We start from the raw sequence: 22,224 nt of genomic DNA, 5'->3' as shown, positions 1-22,224 counted from the left end.
ATACAGCCGCGCAGCACCTCCGAAAAGGCGCACGCAGCCACCGTGTTGGCCGGTATCCGGGCTGGCGGAACACTCCCCAAAGCCTTCCCAGACACTTGTTCAAGGCGTCCAGTGGCATGTGGTTGGAGAGAGAATCGGGTGATTCGTCCGCTGACCGTTGCGGGGGCAGCGCAGGCTGGGGACGGCCCTGTGCGGCCGTGCCTCCCTGCTTCCCGTTGAACTGCAGCATGTGAACCACACCGCGAGCACCAACAGCGGGATTTTACGACCGTTTACAACCGCCAACCCTACAATCGGGGGCTGTATGGCAATACCGTCCCCCACCGACCAGATCGCCGATCGCGTTGAGCGCCTGCTGCTGCGCCATGCCGAACTGCAACGCACCAATGCCCTGCTGACGGACCAGGTGGCCGCCCTGACCCAGGAGCGGGACTCGCTCAAGTCGCGCCTGAGTGCGGCACGAGCCCGTGTGGATGCCCTGCTCGAACGCCTTCCCGCGGCCGCGCCGCTCACGAAAGAAGCCGAATGAAGCAAATCGAGGTGCAGATCCTGCAGCAAAGCTACCTGCTGACCTGCCCCGAGGGCCGCGAAAGCCGCCTGCTGGATGCCGTGGAGCGTGTCGATACCGCCATGACCCGCATCCGCGATGCCGGCAAGGTGCGCGCCCGCGAACGCATCGCCGTGCTGGCCGCCCTGAACCTGGCCTTCGAGATCGCCGACCGCGAGGCGGCCGACCTCGCCGCCGGCTCTGCAGCCAAAGCGGCGGCCGCAGCCGGCCAGGCAACGGCCACCTCCGCCTCGGGGCCGCAGGAATCCCTGCTGCCAGAAGACGACAACCAGCGCCTGAACGCGCTGGTGCAACGCCTGGACCAGGCCCTGGGCGACGACGGCCGCCTGCTCTGACGCGGCGCTGCGGCGCCCCTCGCCAGCCAGCAGCGTCCAGCGCCGGGCGGTGCCGCGTGCCACATGCCCGGCAAGCCCGCCCCACGCAGGCCTGCAGGCTTTTGCTCTGCCCCGCCCGCAACGCCTGCCGCAAGCGCCTACAATGAAGGGGTCTGCGAAGCCGCCGGGCTTTATATTTCCTTGAACCAATGCTCAACGAGCTCGGGCTTGGTACATCGCCCGGTGAGCGTGATCATCTCGCGTCAGATGAACCCAACGCTTGGCTGCCCTCGCCCACCTGAACCCCCGGTTCAGGATGAGAGTCCGGTGGCATTCGCAGACACCCTCTTCCTTCCCCATGCCCCCGTCGTCGCACGCCACCGCAGCAGCAGCCCCGACAGGGCCCGGACGCCTGCACTCCCGGCCTCGCTGCGTCACCGCCTCGCCTTTTCCCCTCCATTCATTGCACCATGCTGGACCCCCTTCTGATCGTTGAACTCGGTGTGCTGGGCCTGGCCACGGGCTTTCTCGCCGGGCTGCTGGGCATTGGCGGCGGCATGCTGCTGGTGCCCTTCATGACCTACATCCTGGGGGCGCAGAAGGTTGCGCCGGACCTGGCGGTGAAGATGGCGATTGCCACGTCGATGGCCACCATCATGTTCACCTCGGTCTCCAGCGTGCGGGCCCACCACAAGCGGGGTGCGGTGCGCTGGGACATCGTGAAGCGCCTGGCGCCCGGCATTGTGCTGGGCGGGTTCGTTGCCAGCCTGGGCGTGTTTGCGCTGCTCAAGGGGTCCTTCCTGGCCATCTTCTTCGCCCTGTTCGTGAGCTTCTCTGCCACGCAGATGTTCCTGGACAAGAAACCCGCCCCCACGCGCCAGATGCCGGACGGCGCGGGCCAGGTGGCTGCGGGCGGCGTGATCGGCTTTCTGTCGGGCCTGGTCGGCGCGGGCGGCGGGTTCGTGAGCGTGCCATTCATGACCTGGTGCAACGTGCCCATCCACAACGCCGTGGCCACCAGCGCTGCGCTCGGGTTTCCGATTGCGCTGGCCAATGTGGTCGGCTACGTGGTGGGCGGGCAGAACGTGGCGGGCTTGCCCGCAGCCTCCCTGGGCTATGTCTGGCTGCCTGCGCTCGCGGTGATCGCCACCTGCAGCGTGCTCACGGCCCCGCTGGGCGCCAAGGCCGCGCACAGCCTGCCCGTAAAGCAGCTCAAGCGCGTGTTTGCATCCCTGCTGTTTGGCCTGGCGGCCTACATGTTGTGGAAGGGCGTGGCGGCCCTCTGAAGCTGCCACGCCACCGAAGCCTCCGGCGGGTTTGCCGATGCGAGTCCCACCCCACCCGCGCAGCGGGCCTTACGAGATGATCGGCCGGTGCTTGCCCTGCGCCTTCAGCGGCAGGGGCTCGCGCAGCATGGCGCGGAACTTGTCGGCCGGAAGCCCGGGGGCGCACAGGAAGCCCTGGTAGTGCTCGCACAGCATCTGCTGCAGCACCGCCTGCTGGGTTTCGGTTTCCACGCCTTCGGCCACCACCTCGATGTGCATGGCACGCCCCATGCTGATGATGGCGCTCACGATGGCCCGGTCGCCATCGTCGTCGGGCAGGCCACGCACAAACGACTGGTCGATCTTGAGCTTGTGGATCGGCAGCTTCTTGAGGTAGGCCAGGCTGGAGTAGCCCGTACCAAAGTCATCGATGGCCAGGCCAATGCCCAGATCGGCCAGCACCCGCAGGCGCTGCTCCATCTCCTGCGCGTCCTGCAGCAGGATGGTTTCGGTGAGTTCCAGCTCCAGCAAGGTCGGTGGCAGCTGGTGCACGGCCAGCAAGCGCGTGATCCGGTCCACAAAATCGGGCTGGCGAAATTCCAGCGCCGACACGTTCACGGAAATCATGATCGGCATGCCGCTGTGCATCCACACCGCCGCCTCGCGCACCGCCTGCTCCATCACCCAGGCACCCAGGGTCACGATGTAGCCCGACTCTTCCGCCAGCGGGATGAACACCCCCGGCGAGACCGAACCGAACTCCGGGTCCGTCCAACGGATCAAGGCCTCCGCCCCCGTGATGCGCCCCGTGGCCATGTTGACCTGCGGCTGGTAGAACACGGCCATGCGCTGCAGGCCCAGCGCCTGGCGCATGGCGTGTTCCATCTGCATGCGGGCCAGCAGGTTGGCATTCATCTGCGGCTGGTAGAAGCCGTAGCTGCCTCGCCCCCGCTCCTTGACCCGGTACATCGCCGTGTCGGACTGCTTGATGAGGTCGTCCAGCGTCGTCCCATCCTGCGGATACAGCGCAATCCCGATGCTGCACTGGATCGAGAAACCCATGCTGTCGAGCATGAAGGGCTTGAGCATGTCGTCCAGGATGCGGCGCGCCACGCTCTCGGCCACGGCCGCGTCGCTGCCATGCAGGTAGATGACGAACTCGTCCCCGCCCAGCCGGCACAGCATATCGGTCTGCCGCAGGCAGGTCTGCAGGCGCTCGGCCACCAGTTGCAGCACCCGATCGCCAAAAGGATGGCCCAGCGAGTCGTTGATGATCTTGAAACGGTCCAGGTCCAGGAACAGGACCGCAAAACCGGTGTCGCTATGGCGTGCGCCCTGGATGGCGGTGTCCACCCGCTGGGACAGCAGCAGCCGGTTGGGCAGCCCGGTGAGCACGTCGCTGTAAGCCAGCTCTTCGATGCGCTTTTGCGCCGCGTGCTGCAGCGTGAGGTCACGCATGAAACCGATGCTCTGCACCAGCAGCCCCTCTTCATCGCGCAGCGCCACCCAGGACAGCTGCACAGCACAGTAGGCGCCGTTGTCGCGCGGGAGCCAAAGTTCCCCCTCCCAGAAGCCGTCGCGCGACCAGCCCTGCTGCACCCGCTCCATGAAGGCCGCATCCGAACCACCGCCAAACAGCGAGGCCGCCGTGCAGCCTTCGAACGCCTTGGCAGCGGGGCCGACGAGGCGCTCGCACCCCGGGTTCATGCGCATGATGCGGTGCTGGCTGTCGGCAATGAAGATGGCATCCAGGCTGGACTCGAACACCCGAGCCGCCAGGCGCAGGCTGGCCTGGATCTCGGTCTGCCGGGTGATATCGCGGTACGAGTGGACGCGCCCCACCGGACGGCCCTGGTGGAACTGCGGCACGGTGCGCATTTCGAGCACCGCGCCACTGCGCAGCTCCAGGATGTCGGTGCTTTCCTGCATGGGCTCGCGCTCGATGGCCGCCATGCGCTCGGCGTAGGCACGGGCATCCGCCACCTGGCTGGCCATGAAGGCATACACCGCCGCGTCGTCACGCTCCACAAGCAGCTTGCGAGGCAGCCCCCAGAGCTGGGCCAGCCGCTGGTTGAAGGCGCGCACGCTGCGGTCCAGCCCGCAAACCAGCATGCCGTCGGCAGCAGAATCCAGCGTGGCACGCAATTCGGACAGCAGCGTTTCCAGCTCACGCTCGGTCGCATCCTGGGTGCTGCGGTCCAGCATGGTCAGCATGAAGGCCGTGCGCCCCTCCTGCCCCCAGGGCACGCGCGCCACATGCCGCTCCACAGGCACCAGCAGGCCATCGGCGCGCGCCAGGCTGGTGTGCGAATGGATTCCCGCCGCAATCACTTCGGGGGACTCTGCCCAGAAGGCCATATCCTGGGGGGTGGCCGCAAGCCCCAGCACGGACGTCCCCACCATGTCGGCCACCAGCACCCCCGCCAGGCGCTCGGCAGCGGCATTGGCCTGCAGGATGAGCAGGTGCGCCTCATCCACCAGCCAGACGGCTTCTTGCAGCCCGTCGAGCCAGCCGCGCGATTGCGGGTCGGTCACGACTCCGCCTCTTCAGGGTCGGGGCTGACCGCTCTCTCGAAAAAGTAGCAAATACGCTGCCGGGGCGACAGGTAGTCCAGCGCATCGCGTGGCAGTTGCGCGGGCTTGAGGCTGCGTCGAATGCCCAGCTCCGGCACGGTTTCCAGATCCAGGATGGGCGCCTCATCCTTGGGCACCCGGGAATCATGGACGATGACTTTGGGACGCAGGGGCCGCGACGAGTTCACCGAGGCCACAATTGCATAGCGGTCGTTCACCAGTTGGACGATGGAGCCGGGCGGATACACCCCCATCATGCGGATGAAAGCCCCCAGCACCACGGAATCGAACCGCGCCTTGAGTTGGGCAAAGATGACCGAGAGCGCCTCATGGGGCGTGAGCGCATCCACCCCCACCGTCGGGTTGCACATCCGGTCGTAGCGATTCACAAGCGCCAGCACCTGGCTCGAACGCCCCAGGTCGGCCCCCGCCAGCCGCTGCGGAAACCCGCTGCCATCCGCCATCTCATGGTGCCGGGCCACGGCCAGAAGCACCGCGTCCGACATCCCCATGCGCTTGGCCAGCGCCACGGATTCCGCCACATGGGTTTCATACCGCGATCGCTCCATCAACGGCATGGAGGGCGTGGGCTGCCGCAGGTTGGGCGGCAGCTTGATCTTGCCCAGGTCGTGGATCAGCGCCGCGACGCCCAGGTCCTGCAGCTCCTCGCTCTTCATCCCCAGCGCACGCCCCAGCAGCAGGCTGATGACCATCACGTTGACCGGGTGCAATGCATTGCGCTCGCCCACGCCTTCCGACAACAGCCGGATGACCGAGTCGCCGTTCTCCAGCAGTTCGGACACACAGCCCGACACCAGCGCTACGCCTTTGTCGCGCGCCTGGTCCGGAAGCTCGGACACCACGCGCTCCAGCGCCTGGTACTGCCGGGTGGCCTCTGCAAATCTCTGGTTGCACGCTGCCAGCGCCTTGTTCTGGGCGTCCAGCAGCTGGCGCCGGCGCAGGGCCTCAAGATCCACAGCGGCTGGGGCACCTGGCGCATCCAACCCATTCGCGGGCGGCGCAACCATCTCCGGCACGCTCCAGGCGGCAGGCACCAGCTCCTTGAGTGCAGGGTCGCTCTTCTTGGGGATGTAGCGCACCTCGGTCAACCCCAGCCCACGCAGGGTGGCAATCTGCTCTGTCGACGCCACCCTGAAACTGCTGGTCGGGAAAGGGTGGTGCATCCAGCCCACATCGAGCTGGATGTACATGCCGATCCGCAGTTGGCTGATGTCGATGAGGATGGAAGAGTTCACGTCAGGCGCATGCGAAACATGGTGACATCAATGCCACCAATAGTTACGCAGATTATCACCAGTTCCTGCGGCTTGTCTAAGAAGCACAGCACCAACGCAGCGATACGGCAACACTTCGGCAACACTTGGCCGAAAGAGTGCGAACCCCGGGCCCGAAGTCCCGAATGGGTGGCCTCAACGGTGCCAATCGGCCAAGGCCACGCGCCAGCCCGCTCCAGAAGCAGGCCCCCACCCCGCGGCCATCAGCGGCACCAGAGCGACGGCTTGTAGACCAGGTCCATCCAGAGCGCCCAGGCAGCCACGGCGCACAGCAGGCCACCGGCAACCCGGGTGCCCCATTCAGCCCTGGCCAGGTTGAGGCGGCTGCGCAGGCGGCTCCACGCCCAGGGGCCACCCGCCAGCCAGACGCCGCTGCCAACGCCAAACAGCACCATGGTCAGCGCCCCGTCCAAGGCCCCGCCGCTCAGCGCGGCCACCAGCAAGGCCGAGTACAGCAGCCCACAGGGCATCAAGGCCCACAGAACACCTGACGCCAGCACGCCGCCGGGCGCCCCCACCAGCGGCCGCACGCGGCTCCACACGACCCGCCCAGCCTGTTCCACCCAGGCGGGCTGGCGCGACTGCACCATCATCATCAGGCCCCAGGCCATGACAGCCACATGCATCAGGGTCCAGGCCGGACGCAAGGCCGTGGTCTGCTGGGTCAGCCACGCCAGACTGTCCATGGCCAGGGCGGCCAGGGCGCCTGCGGCGGCATAGCCCACCAGCCGCCCCCCATGAAACGCCATGGTGCGCACAGCCACGCCGCCACGCGGCGCCCATTGCACAACCTGCACCACCGCCCCCCCCTGCGCCGAACCGTCGGCACTTTCTGCGGCCGCCCCCTGCCCCACCAGGGCACCACAGGGTGCGGCGCACATGGCCAAACAATGGGACCCGCCTGCGAGCCCCATGAGCAAAGCCGTCCAGGCAACGGTTGCAAGCATAGGCCTCAGATGATGCGCGAAAACCGGGCGCGGTTGCGATCGGCCTGAAGGTAACGGTCGAACACCATGGCAATGCCCCGCACAAAGAACCACCCCATGGCCGTCACTTCGATCCCATCGGGGCCCACCTGCACCAGCCCCTGCTCGGCCATGCCTTCGAGCTGCGCGATCTCGGCCGCGAAATACTGCCGCACGTCGATCAGCCAAGCCTGCTCCATGGATTCATAGAGCAATTCACCCTGGCACATCAGGGCCATGATGGCGGCGCGCCGCACGAGGTCATCGCGCGTGAGCGCCAGACCGCGCACCACCGGCAGACGCCCTTGGTCGAGAAAATCGTAGTACTCGTCCAGCGTCTTGGAGTTCTGGCTGTAGGTCGCGCCCACGCGGCCAATGGCAGACACGCCCAGGCCAATCAGGTCGCAATCGGGTTGCGTGCTGTAGCCCTGGAAGTTGCGGTGCAGGCGCCCCTGCCGCTTGGCCACGGCCAGGGCATCCGAGGGCAACGCGAAATGGTCCATGCCCACATACACATACCCTGCGTCCATGAACGCATCCAGGGACCGCGAGAGCATGGACAGCTTGCTCGACGCCGTGGGCAGCTCGGCCGGCACGATGCGGCGCTGGGGCTTGAAACGTTCAGGCAGATGCGCATAGGCATACAGCGCAATGCGGTCGGGCCGCAGCTGCGCCACCTGCGCCAAGGTCCGGTCGAACGACTCGGGGGTCTGGCGCGGCAGGCCGTAGATCAGGTCCACGTTCACCGAATCAAAGCCCAGCGAGCGCGCAGACTCCACCAGCGCAAAAACCTGCTCGGCGGGCTGGATGCGGTGCACGGCCTTCTGCACCTCCGCATCAAAATCCTGCACGCCAAAACTCAACCGGTTGAACCCCAGTTCGGCCAGCAATGCGAGCCGCTCGGCATTGACGGTGCGGGGATCGACCTCGATGGAATACTCGCCGCCCGGCGCAAATGCAAAACTGCGCTTGAGCATGGCCATGAGTTCACGCAGGCCCGCATCGGACAGGAACGTGGGTGTGCCGCCCCCCAGATGCAACTGGCTCACCACCTGGCCCACACCGCAGTGTGCGGTATGCAGGTCAATCTCGCGGCTCAGGTAGCGCAGGTAGACTTCGGCGCGGTCATGGTGCTTGGTGATGATCTTGTTGCAGGCGCAGTAGTAGCACAGCGATTCGCAGAACGGAATGTGCACGTACAAGGACAAAGGCAAGGCCTTGGCCACCGAGCCTGTTCGGCGCTGCTCCAGTGCCAGGATGTAGTCTTCCTGCCCGAACGCTTCGACAAAACGGTCAGCTGTCGGATAGGAGGTATAGCGGGGCCCCGGCACGTCGAAACGGCGCAGGAGATCGGGCGAAACAGCAGTCATGGGGGAATATCCTTGCGTACACCCTGACTGTGCCGTACCCTTTGGAACATGTCCTTGACCTGAATCAAGCGAACGGCCGGGCCGAACAGCGACAATTTGATGCATATCAGTCGCTCCGACGCCCCGAAAGGCTTCGCCGCTTCTTCGTATCGGGCGCGATATGCTCGACACCTAACCCTAGCTCACGTGCCTATGAACCCGCTCACCATCAAAGTCGCCTGCTCCAACTGCAACCTGCGCGAGCTGTGCATGCCTGTGGGCCTGAACGAAGAGCAGCTGCAGCGCATCGATGAGGTCGTTGCCGTTCGCCGCAAGGTCAAGCGCGGCGGCACGCTGTTCCGCAACGGCGAATCCTTCACCTCACTCTACGCCATCCGAACCGGCTTCTTCAAGACCTGCGTGGCCACCGAAGACGGCCGCGACCAGGTCACCGGCTTTCAGATGGCCGGCGAGATCATCGGCCTCGATGGCATCGTGAACGACCACCACACCTGCGATGCCGTGGCCCTGGAAGACGCCGAAGTCTGCGTCATGCCCTTCGACCGCATCGAGGAACTCTCGCGCGAGGTCACGGCCCTGCAGCACCACGTGCACAAGATCATGAGCCGCGAGATCGTGCGTGAACATGGCGTGATGCTGCTGCTGGGCAGCATGCGCGCCGAGGAGCGCCTGGCCGCCTTCCTGCTGAACCTCGTGCAGCGCCTGCATGCGCGCGGCTTCTCGCAGTCCGAGCTGGTGCTGCGCATGACCCGCGAAGAAATCGGCAGCTACCTGGGCTTGAAGCTCGAAACCGTGAGCCGCACTTTCTCCAAGTTTGTGGAAGAAGGCATCGTGGAAGTCAAGCAGCGCCATGTCCGCATCCTGGACACCGATGCCCTCAAACGCATCGTGAACAGCCAGCAGGCCTGCCACTGAGCTGCTGCGGCTGCGGGCGGGGCTGAAGGCGCACGCGCACAGCCTCGCAGGCCGGCAGCCTGGCCCTTTTCTTAGCATCCGGGCGGGCCCGCGTCCACCCATCCATCCGTCACGAACAGGATGAGGATGGCGTCTTGCGGCAATCATCGGGCCGCTCCCCATCGGGCACTGGGCAGCGGTTCATCTCGAACGGCGACATGGCCAGCAGCGTGGTCAGCGCACTCGACGCCATGGTGATGACCCAGAACGCGAAGAACGCCAGGGTGTAAACGCCCTGCCGCGACAGCGCCAGGGGCTGTCCGAACCAGTGCAGATCCTGCGGATCGACCATGGCAAAAACCAGCATCTCCAGCACTCCCGCCATCAAGAAGGCGGGCCATGCTATCCACATCAGGCGTTGCGTCCACATACAGTTCCTGTCTCCTGAGGCGGCCTGCCGCACAGCGGCGCCACCGGGGGTGGTTGGGGTCCGTCAACGCGGCTGGTCTTGCACCGGTGTGGCCGCATGGTTGCGCCCCTTCATGGCCGGCGCCAGGCTCTTCTCGGGGGCTTCGAGCGTCTTGTTGATCTCGACGCCCTGGCGATAGTAATCCTCGGCGACCACAGGGTCCGGCCGCGAGATCGCCAGCCACAGGGTGACAAAACCTGCAACGATCACAATGGCCGGGCCGGCGATCACCAGCCAGACATGGCCGAACTTCCACCAAGGCGCTGCGGCGGGGTGGGTGTCAATGGCGGGGTTTGAAGGCATGGCGCGTTACTCCTCAACAATCTTCTCGATCAACGCAAGGCCAGGCAGGGCCTTGCACCAGGATGCCGCTCAGCGCGGCACCAGGAACACAGACTTTTCCGAGACATGGGCGGCGGCTCCCACGGCCTCCACGTCAAACTGCACAGCATGGGAGCCAGGGCTTGCCGAACCATACGGTATCTGCAAACGCACGGCCACCCAGCGCGACTCGGCCGCCCCGATGTCCACCTCGGCATCGGAGGACACCGCCAGCCCTTCCAGGCCACGCGCGCTGATGCGGTAGCGCTGCTCGCCCTCGGTCGCATTCATGATCTGCAAGCGGTAGATGTTCTCCAGCTTGCCCCCCGCCACAATGCGCGAGAGCGCAGCGCGGTCCCGCACCACATCGACCTTGAGCGGCGTACGCACGACCAGGCTGGCCAGCATGGCCACACACAGGGCCACCAGTACCGCGCTGTAGATCAGCACACGGGGCCGCAGCACCCGCCGCAGCATCTGCGACTGGGTCCACCGCTTGGCCACACCGTTCTGGGTGGAATAGCGGATCAGCCCCCGGGGGTACTGCATCTTGTCCATCACGGTGTTGCAGGCATCCACGCACAGGCCGCAACCGATGCATTCGTACTGCAGACCCTTGCGAATGTCGATGCCCACAGGACAGACCTGCACGCACAGCGAGCAGTCGATGCAATCGCCCAGCCCCTGGGCCTTGTAGTCGATGCTCTTCTTGCGCGGGCCGCGTTGTTCGCCCCGCTCGGGGTCGTACGTCACGATCAGGGTGTCCTTGTCGAACATTGCGCTCTGAAAGCGTGCATACGGGCACATGTACTTGCAGACCTGCTCGCGCATGTAGCCGGCATTGCCATAGGTGGCAAAGCCGTAGAACAGCACCCAGAAAATCTGCCAGCCGCCCTGCAGCGCCAACAGCTCACTGCCCAGCTCGCGGATGGGCACAAAGTAGCCCACGAACGTAAAACCCGTCCACAGGGCCACGGCCACCCACACCACTTGCTTGAAGAACTTCTTGCGGACCTTCTCGAAGGTCCAGGGGCCGTTGTCCAGCCGCAGCCGCGCACTGCGGTCTCCCTCGATCTTGTGCTCGATCCACATGAACATCTCGGTGTAGACCGTCTGCGGACAGGCAAAGCCGCACCACAGGCGCCCCGCCACTGCCGTGAAGAGAAACAGCGACAGCGCCGAAATGATCAGCAGCCCCGTGAGGTAGATGAAGTCCTGCGGATACAGCACCAGCCCGAAGATGTAGAAGCGGCGCGCCCCCAGATCGAACAGCACCATCTGGCGCTGCCCCCACTCAAACCAGGGCAGCCCATAGAACACAATCTGCGTGAGAAACACCATGCCCCAGCGCCAGCGCGCAAACAGTCCGCTGATGGAGCGCGGATAGATCTTCTTCTGCGCTTCATACAGGGAAACGATTTCGCCCTCGGAGGGCGCATCGGACGCGACAGGTGCGATGGGAATGACCTTGCGAGCAGGCTCGCTGGGTGGCTTCATGGTGGTATCGCTCTACTCACGGGTACATACTCAAAAAAACGGGGGCCCACCAGGGGCCACCCGCTGGCCTCAGCGGGCCGCAGCCCCCGGCTTGTTCGACAGGCTCCAGACATAGGCTGACAGCACGCCGATCTGGGCTTCCGTCAGCTTCTCGGCCTGCGCCGGCATCTGGTTGACCTTGCCATTGTTGATCATGGCCGTGATGGCGGCTTCGCCCCAGCCATGCAACCAGACATCGTCCGTCAGGTTGGGGGCACCCAGCGCCTGGTTGCCCTTGCCATCCATGCCGTGGCAGGCTGCGCAGGCCGTGAACTTGGACTTGCCCAACGATGCGCGCAGCGAATCGTGCGGGCTGCCCGACAGGCTCAGCACATAGTGCGACAGGTTGCGCACATCCTCGGGGGAGCCCACGGCTGCAGCCATGGGAGGCATGTTACCCACGCGGCCTTTCTCGATCGTTTCACGGATCTTGTCGGGCGTGCCGCCATGCAGCCAGTCACCATCGGCCAGGTTGGGGAAGCCCTTGCTGCCGCGTGCGTCCGAACCGTGGCATTGCGCGCAGTTGTTCATGAACAGTCGCTCGCCAATGGCGTGGGCCTGGGGGTCCACGGCCACGTCTTCAGGCTTCATGGACGCAAAGCGCGCATACAGCGGCTCCAGCTCGGCCTTGGCCTTGGACATCTCGGCCTCGTACTCGCCCTTCTGGGTCCAGTTCAGCTTGCCAGTGAAGCTGCCCAGGCCAGGGTAGGCGGCCAGGTAACCCAGGCCAAAAACGATGGTGATGACAAACAGCCACACCCACCAGCGCGGCAGGGGGTTGTTCATTTCAACCAGGTCTTCGTCCCAGACATGGCCCGTGGTGTTGTCGGCTGTGGCCGCCACCTTCTTGCGGCCTGCCATCCAAAGCAGAATGCCGCAGGCGATGATGCCGACCAGGGTCAGCGTGGTCACAAAGAGCGACCAGAAATTACTGGTGAAGTCACTCATGGGGTGTTCTCGTTCTCGTGAAGGTCAATCTTGGTCGAAGGGCAGCAGCGCGGCCTCTTCAAAGCGGGACTGGTTGCGGCCCATGTAGGCCCAGACCCAGATACCGACAAAGCAAACCATCGAAGCCAGGGTGGCGACGATGCGCATGGTCGTGATGTCCATGGCCAATCTCCTTTACTTGAGCGCGCGGCCCATGACTTGCAGGTAGGCGACGAGGACATCCATCTCGGTCTTACCCTTCACATCGGCGGCGGCCGCTGCGATCTGCTCGTCGGTGTAAGGCACGCCCACGGTGCGCAGTGCCTTCATGCGGGGCGCCATCACGCTCGGGTCCACCTGGGTCTTCTCCAGCCAGGGGTAGGCGGGCATGTTGGACTCGGGTACCACGTCGCGCGGATTGTTCAGGTGGATGCGGTGCCATTCGTCGCTGTACTTGCCGCCCACACGGTGCAGGTCGGGGCCCGTGCGCTTGCTGCCCCACTGGAAGGGGTGGTCGTAAACAAATTCGCCCGCCACCGAGTAGTGGCCGTAGCGCAGGGTTTCTGCGCGGAACGGGCGGATCATCTGCGAGTGGCAGTTGTAGCAGCCCTCGCGGATATAGATGTCACGGCCCGCCAACTGCATGGCGTTGTAGGGCTCCACGCCCTTGACCGCCTCGGTCGTGGACTTCTGGAAGAACAGCGGCACGATCTCTACCAGGCCGCCAATGGCGATCACGAGCAGGATCAGCACGATCATCAGGAAGTTGTTGGTCTCCACCTTTTCGTGGGAGAAGCCGGTCGAAGCAGATGTGTTGTTATTGGACATGAGTGAACTCCTTCGGACTCAGGCGTGCGCCGCATTCACGGCAGGAATGGCCACCTTGACCGAACGGCCGGAGATCGCCGTCATCCAGACGTTCCAGGCCATCACAACCATGCCGCCCAGGTACAGCAGGCCACCCGCCACACGGATCACGTAGAAGGGATAGGTCGCCTTCACGCTCTCCACAAAGGTGTAGGTGAGCGTGCCGTCGGGGTTGATGGCGCGCCACATCAGGCCCTGCATCACACCGGCAATCCACATGGCGGCGATGTACAGCACGATGCCGATGGTGGCCATCCAGAAGTGCAGCTCGATCGCCTTGATGGAGTGCATCTTGTCCTTGCCGAACAGGCGGGGCACCAGGTAGTAGAGCGAACCCATCGAGATCAGGCCCACCCAGCCCAGGGCACCGGAGTGCACGTGGCCAATGGTCCAGTCGGTGTAGTGGCTGAGCGCGTTGACGGTCTTGATGGACATCATCGGGCCTTCGAACGTGGACATGCCGTAGAACGACAGCGACACGATCAGGAAGCGCAGGATAGGGTCATCGCGCAGCTTGTGCCAGGCGCCCGACAGCGTCATCACGCCGTTGATCATCCCGCCCCAGCTGGGGGCCAGCAGGATCAGCGAAAACACCATGCCCACCGATTGCGTCCAGTCAGGCAGCGCGGTGTAGTGCAGGTGGTGGGGGCCGGCCCACATGTAGGTGAAGATCAGCGCCCAGAAGTGCACGATCGACAGACGGTACGAGTACACAGGGCGACCCGCCTGCTTGGGGATGAAGTAGTACATCATCCCGAGGAAGCCGGCCGTCAGAAAGAAGCCCACGGCGTTGTGGCCGTACCACCACTGCACCATGGCGTCCTGCACACCGGCATAGGCCGAGTAGCTCTTCATGAAGCCCGCAGGGATCGCTGCGCTGTTCACCAGGTGCAGCAGGGCCACGGCCAGGATGAACGCGCCAAAGAACCAGTTGGCCACATAGATGTGCTTGACCTTGCGCACGCCGATCGTGCCAAAGAACACGATGGCGTAGGACACCCAGACCAGCGTGATCAGGATGTCGATAGGCCATTCGAGTTCGGCGTATTCCTTGCCCTGGGTGTAGCCCATGGGCAGGCTGACGACCGCCGCCGCGATCACCAAAACCCAACCCCAGAAGGTGAAGGCAGCCAAGGGACCAGCGAAAAGCCGAACCTGACAGGTGCGCTGCACCACGTAGTAGCTGGTAGCAAACAGCGCGCTACCGCCAAAACCAAAGATCACCGCATTGGTGTGCAAAGGTCGCAAGCGGCCATAACTGAGCCAGGGAATGCCAAAGTTGAGTTCTGGCCAGGCCAACTGGGCGGCGATGATGACGCCCACCAGCATGCCGACCACCCCCACTACCACGGCCAGGATAGAGAACTGCCGCACTACCGTATCGTTGTAGTGCGCAGCATTTGTTTTTGGAAAATCCATCGGGCACCTCTTTGTATTTCAATAAGAGTTTGTTGCAGGGCATCATTTCCGACATTGACACATGTCAATCGCTTCTGAGAATGCGCTCCCCTTCTTGCTCCACGCTCTCGAACTGGCCGTGGTAGACCGCCCACCACAGCCCGCCCAGGATCAGAAGGACCAGCAGCACAGACAGCGGAATCAGGAGATAAAGGATGTCCATCAGACGGGCTCCAGGGTTGTCTTGGAAAGATTCAGGGGCGGCTGCGGTGCCAGGCCGGCCAGGGGCGCCGCCACCTCGGGCACGGCAGGCAAGGCGGGCAGGTCACGCGCCAGGCGCGCCGCGTTGAGCACCACCAGCAGCGAACTCAGCGCCATGCCCAGGCCGGCCAGCCAGGCGGGCATCCAGCCCGCCACCGCCAGCGGCACGCACAACGCGTTGTAGCCGGCAGCCCACCACAGGTTCTGGCGCACCACGCGCAGCGTGCGGCGCGCCAGCAGCACGGCCTGCGGCACCAGCGCCAGGCTGTCGCCCAGCACCACGAAATCGGCCCGCGACTGGGCCAACGGCACGGCACGGCCAAACGCAAAGGACGCATGGGCACCGGCCAGCACCGGGCCGTCGTTGAGGCCATCGCCCACCATGGCCACCTGGCGCCCGCCCGCCTGCAGCGCCTGCAAGGCGTTCAGCTTGCCCTGGGGCGTGCATTCGCCCTGCGCCTGCACGATGCCGGCCTGCGCGGCCACGCGCTGCACGGCCCCCAAGCGGTCGCCTGACAGCAGTTGCACGGCCACCCCCTCCCGCAGCAAGGTGGCGACCACGGCCGGGGCCTCGCTGCGCAGGTCTTCCACCAGGTCCAACCGGGCCAGCGCTGCCGTGGCACCATCCGGCCCCTGCGCCGAAAGCACCACCTGCAGTGCCGCACCATCGCCCTGCGGCGCCACCCCCGCGTGACGGGCCGACCCCAGCCGAACCTTGCGCTCCGGCACAACGCCTGCGTTGTCCTTCACCGTCGCGGTGAGCCCCAGGCCTGCGTCTTCCTGCACTTGGGAAACCATCCACCGTTCGCCAGAAGGCTGGGCAGATGCCGAGGCTGCAGCCACCACGGCACGCGATGCAGGGTGCATGGAGTGGCGCGCCAGGGCCGCCGCCAAGGCCAGGGCCTCGCCGGCACTCCATCCCCCCCCCCCATCCGCGATATGTACGGCCTGCAGCGCCATGCCGTCGCGGGTCAGGGTGCCGGTCTTGTCGAACACCAGGGTGTCCACCTGGGCCAGGGCCTCCAGCCCCTGCAGGTTGCGCACCAGCACCCCATGGCGCGCCAGGGTGCCCGCCGCCGTGAGCATGGCCACGGGCGTGGCCAGCGACAGCGCGCACGGGCAGGTCACGATGAGCACGGCCACCGCCACCATGAGCGCATGCCCGGGGTCGGACGGCCACCAGTACGCTGCTGCCAGCGCCGCTGCCAGCAGCACGGCCACCAAAAAGGGCCGCGCAATGCGGTCGGCCAGCAAGGCCAGCCGGGGCTTTTGCAGCGAAGCGCTTTCCATGAGGGCCACGATCTGCGCAAAACGGGTCTGCCCGCCCGTGCCCTCCACCCGCACCTCGACGGGCGACTGCAGGTTGTAGCTGCCCGCCGTGACCCGGCTGCCCACCGGGCGTGCCACAGGCGTGGACTCGCCGGTCAGCAGCGCTTCATCGGCGTGCGTGTTGCCCGCCATGATGCACCCATCGGCCGGAAACGCCTCGCCCGGCAGCACGCGGATGGTGTCGCCCACGGCCAGGCGGCGGGTGGCCACACGGGCAAAGGCGCCCGTGGCCCCATCGCGCCGCTCCACGCTGTCGGGCAGGCGGTTCATCACGGCCTCCAGCGCGCCGGCCGTGCGGTCGCGCAGGCGCAATTCCAGCCAGCGGCCGGTGAGCAGGAAGAACACGAACATGGTCAGGGAGTCGTAATACACCTCCTTGCCAAAAATGCCGCTCGGGTCAAACGTGCCCGCCGTGCTGACCACGAAGGTGATCGCCATGCCCAACGCCACGGGCAGGTCCATGCTGACGCGGCGCAGGCGCACGTCGCGCAGCGCACTGGCAAAGAAAGGGCCGCACGAGAACACCACCATGGGCAGCGTGATGACCCACGAAGCCCAGCGCAGCAGCTGCTCCATCTCGCCGGTGAGGTCGCCGGGCTGGGCCACGTAGGCGGGCCACGCGTACATCATCACCTGCATCATGCAAAAGCCCGCCACCAGCCAGCGCCACAGGGCCCGGCGGCTTTCACGCTGGCGCTGCCCGCGTGCAAAGGCGTCCATGGCCGGCATGGCGCGGTAGCCTGCGTTCTGCACCGCCTGCATCCACTGCGAGGGCCGCACCTGGCCGGGTTGCCACACCACGCGGGCGCGGCGTGTGGCAGAGCTCACATCGGCCTGCAACACGCCGGGCACGGCCCGCAAGGCGTCTTCAATGGTGAGCGCGCAGGCGGCGCAGTGCATGCCCTCCAGCACCACCTGCGAATCCCAGGCGGTAGATTCCGGGTTACCTTGCCCCCCTTCTGCTGCATAGGCAGGCAAAGGGTCGCCCGCCGGGGTGCAAGGGCGGCCGAACGCCAGCCATTCCTGCGGGTCGTCGAGCAACTGGGTGGGCGTGGCGGGCGGTGCATCCGCCATGCCATCAGGCAGATGCGCCGGGGAAGCAGCCGGCGCACCGGGTCGAAACATTGACATGGTTCAAGCCTATCGTTGGGGCATGACAGGTACATTGACCTGCATCAAGTCCCGGAACATGATTCATCCTAAGCTTGATCCATCGTTTTGAGGAGACCTTTATGTACAAACGCATCCTGATCGCAACGGACGGCTCCCCCCTTTCGGACAAAGCCGTGGAACATGGACTGTCCCTGGCCGCCCTCACCGGCGCCTCGGCAGTGGCCCTCAAGGTGGTGCCCCGCTACCCGCGCAGCTACTTTGAAGGCGGCATGCCTGTGGACGTGAACGATGTCAAGCGCATCGAAACCCAGTGGGGCGATGCGGCCCAGGCCATGGTCGATGGCGTGAAGGCCCAGGGCGAAGCCCTGGGGGTGGTGGTCAAGCCCGTGATCGCCAAGTCCGACCTCGTGGCCGAGGCCATCATCTCTGCCGCCAAGAAGCACAAGTGCGACGTGATCGTCATGGCATCGCACGGCCGCAAGGGCCTCAAGCGCCTGCTGCTGGGCAGCGAGACGCAGCATGTGCTGACGCACTCGCACATCCCCGTGCTGGTGCTGCGCTGACACCAAAACCCTGCGCCCCGGGGGCCCTGTGCCTCACCCTCGGCGGCGCGGCGGCACGCTCACGACCGGCCCCTTGAGCGCCGCGTCGTCCAGCACGCGCACCAGGCAATCCCGCAGCCAGCGGTGGGCGGCATCTGCGTTGTAGCGCGGGTGCCAGGCCATGCGCGTGGGGTCGGACTGCACCAGCAGGGGCAGTGCAAACACCTCCAGCTTGAGCGAGGGCGCCATGCCGCGCGCCACACGCTCCGGCACACAGGCTACCAGATCCGAGCGCGACGCCGCAATCAACGCGGCAAACGCGCTGGGCACCACCAGGGCCACCAGCCGCTCCAGCCCCGCCGCCGCCAGCGCCGCATCCAGCGGGCTGGGCTCGCCCGGGCGCAAGGTCACCCCCACGTGCCGCGCTGCGGCCAGGCGCGCCGGCGTGATGGCGCGGGCCAGCAAGGCATGGCCTGCACGGGCCGCCCCCACCATCTGCTGCCGGGACAGTTCCACCCACTCGGTCTCGGGGTCGCGGCTGCGGAACACCCCCACGTCCAGGTCCACGCGGCCCTCGCGCAGAGCTGCGGGGTCGTTGTGGCTCTCTGCCAGGAACTGCAGGCTGGCCAGTGGCATTTCGCGCGCCAGGGCGTCAGAAAGCGCCGCCCCGTAGACCACCGCCATACCCTCGGGGGCGCGCACCACAAAGTGCCTGCGCACCTGGGCCAGGTCCTGCCGGTCGGCTGGCGATCGCAGCGCCTGCGCCTGGGCCAGCAGCGCACGCACTGGCTCCGCCAGCGCCAGGGCACGCGGCGTGGGCACGAGCTTGCGGCCCGCCCGCACCAGGATGTCATCGCCAAAGGTCTCCCGGATTCGCGCCAGCGCATGGCTCATGGCCGGGGTGCTCAGGTGCACCCGCTCTGCGGCCGCCGTCACGCTGCCGGTGCTGAGCAAGGCATCCAGCGCCACCAGCAGGTTGAGGTCATATGATTTCATTTTATGCAACCATATATTCAAATCATTGCACTGTACAGAACACTGCGCCGACGGGACACTGCCGGCCATGCCCACCCCGACACCCCCTTCCACCGCTGCTGCGGCCCTCCGCTCAGGCTCGCCGGCCCCTGCGCTGGCGGCACTGATGCTGATGCTGGTCCTGGCCGCGCTCGACCAGACCATTCTTTCCACCGCCCTGCCCTCCATGGCGCACGACCTGCCGGGCAGCCTGCCCCCGGCCTGGACGTTTTCGGCCTACCTGCTGGCCGCCACGGTGGTGATTGCGCTGTATGGCCGGCTGGCCGACGTGCACGGCAGAAAACCCATGCTGCTGCTGTCGATCGCCCTGTTCCTGCTGGGCTCCCTGGCCTGCGCGGCCAGCCAGAGCATGCTGCAGCTGGTGCTGGCCCGCGCCCTGCAGGGTGCAGGCGGCGGCGGGCTGATGACACTGACCATGCTGACCGTGGCGGCCCTGTTTCCGCTGCAGGAGCGGGGGCGCTACCAGGCCCTGCTGGGCGCGGTGTATGGCGTGGCCACCATGTTCGGCCCACTCACGGGCGGCTGGCTGACCGAACACCTCTCATGGCGCTGGGCCTTCGGTCTCAATGTGCCCCTGGCACTCGTCGCGCTGGGCATCTTGGCTGCCACCCTGCGCCGCCAGCCCGCAGGGCCACGCACCCCCATCGACCACCTGGGCGCGCTGCTGCTCGCCGGTGCGCTGTGCAGCGCTCTGCTGATGACGCAGCACGAGCGTCTGCAACTCCCCGCCTGGCTTTCGGTGGGCGCCTTGGGAGCGGCTTGCGCAGCGTGCACCTGTGCCTTTTTGCTGCGCCAACGGCATGCCCGCCACCCCCTGGTGCCTTTGTCGCTGTTTGCCCAGCCCATGTATGCCGCCGTGGCCACCATCGGGCTGGCCACGGGGTTGGCGCTGTATGCGGCGGTGGTGTTCACGCCCGCCTATCTGCAAACCGCCCTGCACCTGTCACCCACGGCAGCGGCGTGGTACCTGCTGCCCTTGATGGCGGGGGTGACCACCGCGGCCATCGCCAGCAGCCGCCTGCTGCGCTCACGCATCCCGGCGCGGGGGTTGGGCCTGGTGGCCGGCACGCTGATGGTGGCGGGCTTTGTGCTGCTGGCCCTCTGCATGCAATGGGCTCCCGCCCAGCCGCTGGCCCTGTCGGCCTGCCTGCTGCCGCTGGGCGCGGGCATGGGCCTGCTGTTCCCCATCATCACCATGGTGTCGCAACGCGCAGCGCCGGTGCAGCTGATGGGCATCGCCACCGCCGTGCCCGTCATGCTGCGCAGCCTGGGCGGCGCCGTGGGGGTCGCCCTGCTGACGCGGGTCTTCAGCAGCGCCCTGCATTCCGCACTGCCCCTGCAGCCGGCGGGCAGTGCGGCGGCAGGTGCGCAGGCGCTGCAATGGGTGTGGGCCTGCGCCGGAGCCACCGCCTTGCTGGGCCTGCTGGCCTGCCGGTGGCTACCGGATGCCCCCATGGCCCAGGCACCGGAAGGCGCCTCCCTGGCGCGGCCCCGGCCAGCTGGCACCGGCGCGGCGGGGCAGCGCGCATAAACTCAAAAAGGGCTCGCAAGCCCTTTTTTCTTTTATACCCCACCAGCCAGTGGCCACGGGGCATCACTCAGGCAAACAGCCCCTTGTGCTGGTCGCGCAGCAGGTTCTTCTGCACCTTGCCCATGGTGTTGCGGGGCAGCTCGGGCACCACGAAGCACTTCTTGGGGATCTTGAAGTTAGCGAGCTGGGCTTTGAGCTGCGCCACGATGGCCTCGGGGTTGAGCTGCGCACCGGGCTTGGCAATCACCACGGCCACGCCCACCTCGCCAAAGTCGGGGTGGGGCACGCCCACCAGGGCGCTTTCGGCCACGCCGGGCATCTCGTTGATGTAGCCCTCGATCTCGGCGGGGTAGACGTTGTAGCCGCCGCTGATGATCAGGTCCTTGCTGCGACCGACGATGCTCACGTAATCGCGTTCATCCACCTTGCCCACGTCGCCGGTCTTGAACCAGCCATCCTGCGTGAACTCTTCCTTGGTCTTCTCGGGCATGCGCCAGTAGCCCTTGAACACATTCGGGCCCTGGACCTGGATGTTGCCGATCTCGCCCACGGGCAGGGGCTGGTTGGCGTCATCCACCACACGCAGGCCTACGCCCGGCAGCGCAAAGCCCACGGTGGCGCCACGCCGCTCGGACTGGCCACCGTGGCACGCATCGGCCGCGTAGGGGTTGGAGGTGAGCATGATGGTCTCGCTCATGCCATAGCGCTCCAGGATGGTGTGGCCGGTGCGCTGCTGCCATTCGGTGAAGGTTTCGATGAGCAGCGGGGCCGAGCCGGCGATGAACAGGCGCATGTTCCGCGTGGCCTCCTTGTTCAGTCCGGCCTCGGCCAGCAAGCGCACATACAGCGTGGGCACGCCCATGAAGACCGTGGCGTGCGGCATGGCGGCGAGCACAGCCTTGGGGTCGAACTTGGCAAACCAGATCATCTTGCTGCCATTGATGAGCGCGCCATGGATGGCCACGAACAGGCCGTGCACGTGGAAGATGGGCAGCGCGTGGATGAGCACATCGCCATCCTTCCACCCCCAGTAATCCTTCAAGGTCACGGCATTGCTGAGCATGTTGCCGTGCGTGAGCATCGCCCCCTTGCTGCGGCCCGTGGTGCCGCTGGTGTAGAGGATGGCGGCCAGGTCATCGGCCGACTTCTGCACCGGCTGGTGCGCATCGCTGTGGTGTGCGGCGCGGTCCAGCAGGCTGCCCGTGCGGTCGTCGCCCAGCGTGAAGACATGGCCCGTGCCCAGGGTGAAGGCGATTTTTGACACCCAGCCGAAATTGCCCGGCGTGCAGACCACCACGGCGGGCTCGGCGTTGCCGATGAAATACTCGATTTCGGCGCTCTGGTAGGCGGTGTTGAGCGGCAAAAACACATAGCCCGCGCGCAGCGTGGCCAGGTACAGCACCATGGCCTCAACCGATTTTTCGACCTGCACAGCCACGCGGCTGCCTTCGGGCAGCTTCAGCGATGCGAGCAGGTTGGCCATGCGGGCGCTGGCACGGTCCAGGTCGCCCCAGGTATAGAACAGGGGTGCGCCATCGGGGGCCGTGGCCTCCACGGCGGTGCGGTTGAGGTCGGCTGGGAACGCGGCGCGCAGGGCGCTGAAGAGATTGTGTTGGCTCATGGCTTGGGCTTTGCTTTTGAACAGGGTGG

At 66.1% G+C, this 22,224-nt stretch carries 21 protein-coding genes and 1 riboswitch; of the genes, 6 read left to right on the top strand and 15 right to left on the bottom strand.

The genetic code is table 11. The features are described from left to right. Positions 1-29: 29 nt before the first annotated feature. A riboswitch (cobalamin riboswitch) is annotated at positions 30-268 on the bottom strand. 36 nt (positions 269-304) lie between these two features. The 3 genes from DBV10_RS09545 (at position 305) to DBV10_RS09535 (ending at position 2,168) form a co-directional block, all read left to right on the top strand. Then, entirely contained in the window at positions 305-529 is a 225-nt protein-coding gene (locus DBV10_RS09545) for a DUF904 domain-containing protein (protein WP_124512949.1), read from the top strand. Continuing rightward, positions 526-903: a cell division protein ZapA gene (locus DBV10_RS09540; protein ID WP_124512947.1), complete on the top strand. Its 378-nt coding sequence runs from the start codon at positions 526-528 to the stop codon at positions 901-903. Before DBV10_RS09545 ends, DBV10_RS09540 begins: the two co-directional genes overlap by 4 nt. 449 nt (positions 904-1,352) lie before the next feature. After that, on the top strand, positions 1,353-2,168 hold the full coding sequence (locus tag DBV10_RS09535; RefSeq protein ID WP_124512945.1) for a sulfite exporter TauE/SafE family protein: 816 nt from the start codon (positions 1,353-1,355) through the stop codon (positions 2,166-2,168). Positions 2,169-2,237: 69 nt separating this feature from the next. Here the strand turns inward: DBV10_RS09535 and DBV10_RS09530 are convergent, their stop codons facing one another. The 4 genes from DBV10_RS09530 to hemN form a co-directional block, all read right to left on the bottom strand. Next, positions 2,238-4,682 (bottom strand): bifunctional diguanylate cyclase/phosphodiesterase, encoded by a 2,445-nt coding sequence (locus tag DBV10_RS09530; RefSeq protein WP_124512943.1) that lies wholly within the window; start codon positions 4,680-4,682, stop codon positions 2,238-2,240. Further along, positions 4,679-5,977 carry an HD-GYP domain-containing protein gene (locus tag DBV10_RS09525; protein WP_124512941.1) on the bottom strand — a complete coding sequence of 433 codons (1,299 nt, stop codon included), beginning with the start codon at positions 5,975-5,977 and terminating at the stop codon, positions 4,679-4,681. Before DBV10_RS09525 ends, DBV10_RS09530 begins: the two co-directional genes overlap by 4 nt. 242 nt (positions 5,978-6,219) lie before the next feature. Beyond that, entirely contained in the window at positions 6,220-6,963 is a 744-nt protein-coding gene (locus tag DBV10_RS09520; RefSeq protein ID WP_124512939.1) for a sulfite exporter TauE/SafE family protein, read from the bottom strand. A gap of 5 nt (positions 6,964-6,968) precedes the next feature. Beyond that, a complete protein-coding gene (gene hemN / locus DBV10_RS09515) occupies positions 6,969-8,351 on the bottom strand; it encodes an oxygen-independent coproporphyrinogen III oxidase (protein WP_124512937.1) in 1,383 nt (460 codons plus the stop codon). Positions 8,352-8,543: 192 nt separating this feature from the next. Between hemN and fnr the strand changes: the two genes are divergently transcribed. After that, positions 8,544-9,266, top strand: a complete 723-nt coding sequence (gene fnr / locus DBV10_RS09510) for a fumarate/nitrate reduction transcriptional regulator Fnr (RefSeq protein WP_063461830.1) — start codon at positions 8,544-8,546, stop codon at positions 9,264-9,266. 109 nt (positions 9,267-9,375) lie between these two features. Here the strand turns inward: fnr and DBV10_RS09505 are convergent, their stop codons facing one another. The 9 genes from DBV10_RS09505 to DBV10_RS09465 all read right to left on the bottom strand — a co-directional run bounded on the left by DBV10_RS09505 (position 9,376) and on the right by DBV10_RS09465 (position 17,478). Continuing rightward, a complete protein-coding gene (locus DBV10_RS09505; RefSeq protein WP_124512935.1) occupies positions 9,376-9,675 on the bottom strand; it encodes a hypothetical protein in 300 nt (99 codons plus the stop codon). A gap of 63 nt (positions 9,676-9,738) precedes the next feature. Beyond that, positions 9,739-10,017 carry a FixH family protein gene (locus tag DBV10_RS09500; protein ID WP_124512933.1) on the bottom strand — a complete coding sequence of 93 codons (279 nt, stop codon included), beginning with the start codon at positions 10,015-10,017 and terminating at the stop codon, positions 9,739-9,741. 69 nt (positions 10,018-10,086) lie between these two features. Beyond that, positions 10,087-11,532 carry a cytochrome c oxidase accessory protein CcoG gene (gene ccoG / locus DBV10_RS09495; protein ID WP_124512931.1) on the bottom strand — a complete coding sequence of 482 codons (1,446 nt, stop codon included), beginning with the start codon at positions 11,530-11,532 and terminating at the stop codon, positions 10,087-10,089. A 69-nt stretch (positions 11,533-11,601) separates the two neighbouring features. Next, complete coding sequence (gene ccoP, locus DBV10_RS09490) at positions 11,602-12,519, bottom strand: cytochrome-c oxidase, cbb3-type subunit III (protein WP_124512929.1); 918 nt, start codon at positions 12,517-12,519, stop codon at positions 11,602-11,604. A gap of 24 nt (positions 12,520-12,543) precedes the next feature. Beyond that, entirely contained in the window at positions 12,544-12,681 is a 138-nt protein-coding gene (locus DBV10_RS09485) for a cbb3-type cytochrome c oxidase subunit 3 (RefSeq protein ID WP_124512927.1), read from the bottom strand. Between the two features lie 12 nt (positions 12,682-12,693). Further along, the gene (ccoO, locus tag DBV10_RS09480) at positions 12,694-13,326 is read right to left on the bottom strand and encodes a cytochrome-c oxidase, cbb3-type subunit II (protein WP_124512925.1); all 633 of its coding nucleotides are present in this window, start codon (positions 13,324-13,326) and stop codon (positions 12,694-12,696) included. Between the two features lie 18 nt (positions 13,327-13,344). Next, complete coding sequence (ccoN, locus tag DBV10_RS09475; protein ID WP_124512923.1) at positions 13,345-14,784, bottom strand: cytochrome-c oxidase, cbb3-type subunit I; 1,440 nt, start codon at positions 14,782-14,784, stop codon at positions 13,345-13,347. A gap of 64 nt (positions 14,785-14,848) precedes the next feature. Further along, the gene (ccoS, locus tag DBV10_RS09470; protein ID WP_063461822.1) at positions 14,849-14,986 is read right to left on the bottom strand and encodes a cbb3-type cytochrome oxidase assembly protein CcoS; all 138 of its coding nucleotides are present in this window, start codon (positions 14,984-14,986) and stop codon (positions 14,849-14,851) included. Next, the gene (locus tag DBV10_RS09465; RefSeq protein ID WP_370451141.1) at positions 14,986-17,478 is read right to left on the bottom strand and encodes a heavy metal translocating P-type ATPase; all 2,493 of its coding nucleotides are present in this window, start codon (positions 17,476-17,478) and stop codon (positions 14,986-14,988) included. Before DBV10_RS09465 ends, ccoS begins: the two co-directional genes overlap by 1 nt. 107 nt (positions 17,479-17,585) lie before the next feature. Between DBV10_RS09465 and DBV10_RS09460 the strand changes: the two genes are divergently transcribed. After that, positions 17,586-18,029 carry a universal stress protein gene (locus tag DBV10_RS09460; RefSeq protein WP_124512921.1) on the top strand — a complete coding sequence of 148 codons (444 nt, stop codon included), beginning with the start codon at positions 17,586-17,588 and terminating at the stop codon, positions 18,027-18,029. Between the two features lie 33 nt (positions 18,030-18,062). Here the strand turns inward: DBV10_RS09460 and DBV10_RS09455 are convergent, their stop codons facing one another. Further along, positions 18,063-19,004: a LysR family transcriptional regulator gene (locus DBV10_RS09455; RefSeq protein ID WP_124512919.1), complete on the bottom strand. Its 942-nt coding sequence runs from the start codon at positions 19,002-19,004 to the stop codon at positions 18,063-18,065. Positions 19,005-19,071: 67 nt separating this feature from the next. On the opposite strand from DBV10_RS09455, the gene DBV10_RS09450 reads away from it, so the two are divergent. Then, entirely contained in the window at positions 19,072-20,574 is a 1,503-nt protein-coding gene (locus tag DBV10_RS09450) for an MFS transporter (protein ID WP_233589867.1), read from the top strand. 67 nt (positions 20,575-20,641) lie between these two features. On the opposite strand, the gene DBV10_RS09445 is transcribed toward DBV10_RS09450, so the two are convergent. Further along, entirely contained in the window at positions 20,642-22,195 is a 1,554-nt protein-coding gene (locus DBV10_RS09445) for a malonyl-CoA synthase (protein WP_124512917.1), read from the bottom strand. Positions 22,196-22,224 lie beyond the last annotated feature (29 nt).

Origin of the sequence: Acidovorax sp. FJL06 (assembly GCF_003852545.1) — a bacterium.
In the GTDB taxonomy this organism is placed as follows: Bacteria; Pseudomonadota; Gammaproteobacteria; order Burkholderiales; family Burkholderiaceae_C; genus Acidovorax.
The sequence above is the reverse complement of the archived record's forward strand: the minus strand, read 5'-3'. Positions and strand labels throughout refer to the sequence as shown.

What these genes read in the sequence shown, in the direction of transcription:
- DBV10_RS09505 (WP_124512935.1), bottom strand. Translation starts at nt 9,675, where the DNA reads ATGTGGACGCAACGCCTGATGTGGATAGCATGGCCCGCCTTCTTGATG.
- DBV10_RS09465 (WP_370451141.1), bottom strand. Translation starts at nt 17,478, where the DNA reads ATGTTTCGACCCGGTGCGCCGGCTGCTTCCCCGGCGCATCTGCCTGAT.
- DBV10_RS09450 (WP_233589867.1), top strand. Translation starts at nt 19,072, where the DNA reads ATGCCCACCCCGACACCCCCTTCCACCGCTGCTGCGGCCCTCCGCTCA.
- ccoG (WP_124512931.1), bottom strand. Translation starts at nt 11,532, where the DNA reads ATGAAGCCACCCAGCGAGCCTGCTCGCAAGGTCATTCCCATCGCACCT.
- DBV10_RS09460 (WP_124512921.1), top strand. Translation starts at nt 17,586, where the DNA reads ATGTACAAACGCATCCTGATCGCAACGGACGGCTCCCCCCTTTCGGAC.
- DBV10_RS09535 (WP_124512945.1), top strand. Translation starts at nt 1,353, where the DNA reads ATGCTGGACCCCCTTCTGATCGTTGAACTCGGTGTGCTGGGCCTGGCC.
- DBV10_RS09445 (WP_124512917.1), bottom strand. Translation starts at nt 22,195, where the DNA reads ATGAGCCAACACAATCTCTTCAGCGCCCTGCGCGCCGCGTTCCCAGCC.
- hemN (WP_124512937.1), bottom strand. Translation starts at nt 8,351, where the DNA reads ATGACTGCTGTTTCGCCCGATCTCCTGCGCCGTTTCGACGTGCCGGGG.
- ccoO (WP_124512925.1), bottom strand. Translation starts at nt 13,326, where the DNA reads ATGTCCAATAACAACACATCTGCTTCGACCGGCTTCTCCCACGAAAAG.
- ccoS (WP_063461822.1), bottom strand. Translation starts at nt 14,986, where the DNA reads ATGGACATCCTTTATCTCCTGATTCCGCTGTCTGTGCTGCTGGTCCTT.
- DBV10_RS09545 (WP_124512949.1), top strand. Translation starts at nt 305, where the DNA reads ATGGCAATACCGTCCCCCACCGACCAGATCGCCGATCGCGTTGAGCGC.
- DBV10_RS09520 (WP_124512939.1), bottom strand. Translation starts at nt 6,963, where the DNA reads ATGCTTGCAACCGTTGCCTGGACGGCTTTGCTCATGGGGCTCGCAGGC.
- fnr (WP_063461830.1), top strand. Translation starts at nt 8,544, where the DNA reads ATGAACCCGCTCACCATCAAAGTCGCCTGCTCCAACTGCAACCTGCGC.
- ccoN (WP_124512923.1), bottom strand. Translation starts at nt 14,784, where the DNA reads ATGGATTTTCCAAAAACAAATGCTGCGCACTACAACGATACGGTAGTG.
- DBV10_RS09485 (WP_124512927.1), bottom strand. Translation starts at nt 12,681, where the DNA reads ATGGACATCACGACCATGCGCATCGTCGCCACCCTGGCTTCGATGGTT.
- ccoP (WP_124512929.1), bottom strand. Translation starts at nt 12,519, where the DNA reads ATGAGTGACTTCACCAGTAATTTCTGGTCGCTCTTTGTGACCACGCTG.
- DBV10_RS09500 (WP_124512933.1), bottom strand. Translation starts at nt 10,017, where the DNA reads ATGCCTTCAAACCCCGCCATTGACACCCACCCCGCCGCAGCGCCTTGG.
- DBV10_RS09455 (WP_124512919.1), bottom strand. Translation starts at nt 19,004, where the DNA reads ATGAAATCATATGACCTCAACCTGCTGGTGGCGCTGGATGCCTTGCTC.
- DBV10_RS09540 (WP_124512947.1), top strand. Translation starts at nt 526, where the DNA reads ATGAAGCAAATCGAGGTGCAGATCCTGCAGCAAAGCTACCTGCTGACC.